1 protein-coding gene is annotated in these 1,285 nt (G+C 61.8%); it reads right to left on the bottom strand.

All coding sequences use genetic code 11. The features are described 5' to 3' along the window. Positions 1–124: 124 nt before the first annotated feature. On the bottom strand, positions 125–1,099 hold the full coding sequence (gene hemB / locus BZ163_RS00025; protein ID WP_128869317.1) for a porphobilinogen synthase: 975 nt from the start codon (positions 1,097–1,099) through the stop codon (positions 125–127). Between the last annotated feature and the right edge of the window lie 186 nt (positions 1,100–1,285).

Genomic DNA, 1,285 nt, shown 5'->3' with positions numbered 1-1,285 from the left:
AGGCGGAGTGTCAGTCGAAGCATGTTTTGACTGACCCACCGCTTTCGCCGGCAAGCCGGCTCCTACAGGGGGTTGTGGTGATGTCAGATCCCGCCTGCGCCAGGTCCATTGCGAATAGTGATCGTCAGATCCCGGCCAAGGCCAGGTCCATTGCGAAGTAGGTGAAGATCAGATCCGCCCCCGCCCGCTTGATCGCCCCCAGGCTTTCACGCACCACCCGATCCTCGTCGATCGCCCCGGCCTGTGCGCCGAACTTGATCATCGCGTACTCGCCGCTCACCTGATAGGCCGACAGTGGCAGGCGCGACACTTCGCGGATGTCGCGGATGATGTCCAGGTACGCGCCGGCCGGTTTGACCATCAACGCATCGGCGCCTTCCTGCTCGTCCATCAACGATTCGCGCACGGCTTCGCGGCGGTTCATCGGGTTCATCTGATAGCTTTTGCGATCGCCCTTGAGCGCACTGCCACCGGCCTCGCGGAACGGTCCATAGAGCGCCGAAGCGAACTTGGTCGAATAGGCGATGATCGCGACCTGACTGAAACCCGCCTCATCCAGCGCCCGGCGAATGGCCCGGACCTGCCCGTCCATGGCGGCTGACGGGGCAATCACATCGGCCCCGGCCCGGGCGGCGGCCACGGCTTGTTTGCCGAGATTGACCAGCGTCTGGTCGTTGTCGACTTCGTGGTTGTGCAACACACCGCAATGACCGTGGTCGGTGTACTCGCAAAAGCAGGTGTCGGACATCAGGATCATTTCCGGCACCGCATCCTTGGCAATGCGCGCCATGCGCGATACCAGGCCGTTATCGCTCCAGGTGTCGCTGCCGCTGGCATCCAGGTGATGGGACACGCCGAAGGTCATCACCGACTTGATCCCGGCCCGGGCATAGCGCTCGATCTCGCCTGCCAGCCTGGATTCCGGAATACGCATCACCCCGGGCATGCTTTTGATCGGCACGAAGTCATCGATTTCTTCCTCGACGAAAATCGGCAACACCAGGTCGTTCAAGCTGAATTCGGTTTCCTGGAACAGGCTGCGCAGGCTCGCATTGCGGCGCAGACGGCGTGGACGTGCTTCGGGGAACTGACTGGACATGGGGCTTCCTGAAAAATCGGCGGGTGAGACAAAAGTCGTAGGGGGCGAGAGCTTAAGCCCTGCGAGGCGCAGCGCACAAACGTCGAACGTTCAAGACTGCGTTACCGGAGCGGCAACAATCATTGGCATCGACACAAAACCCTGTAGGAGCCGGCTTGCCGGCGAAGGCGGAGTGTCAGTCGACAC

It is taken from the genome of Pseudomonas sp. VI4.1 (assembly GCF_002029345.1).
Classification (GTDB): domain Bacteria; phylum Pseudomonadota; class Gammaproteobacteria; order Pseudomonadales; family Pseudomonadaceae; genus Aquipseudomonas.
This window is presented reverse-complemented; position numbering and strand designations above follow the sequence as displayed.

Bases quoted from the DNA above. Each gene is read 5' to 3' on its own strand.
- hemB (WP_128869317.1), bottom strand. From the start codon at position 1,099: ATGTCCAGTCAGTTCCCCGAAGCACGTCCACGCCGTCTGCGCCGCAAT.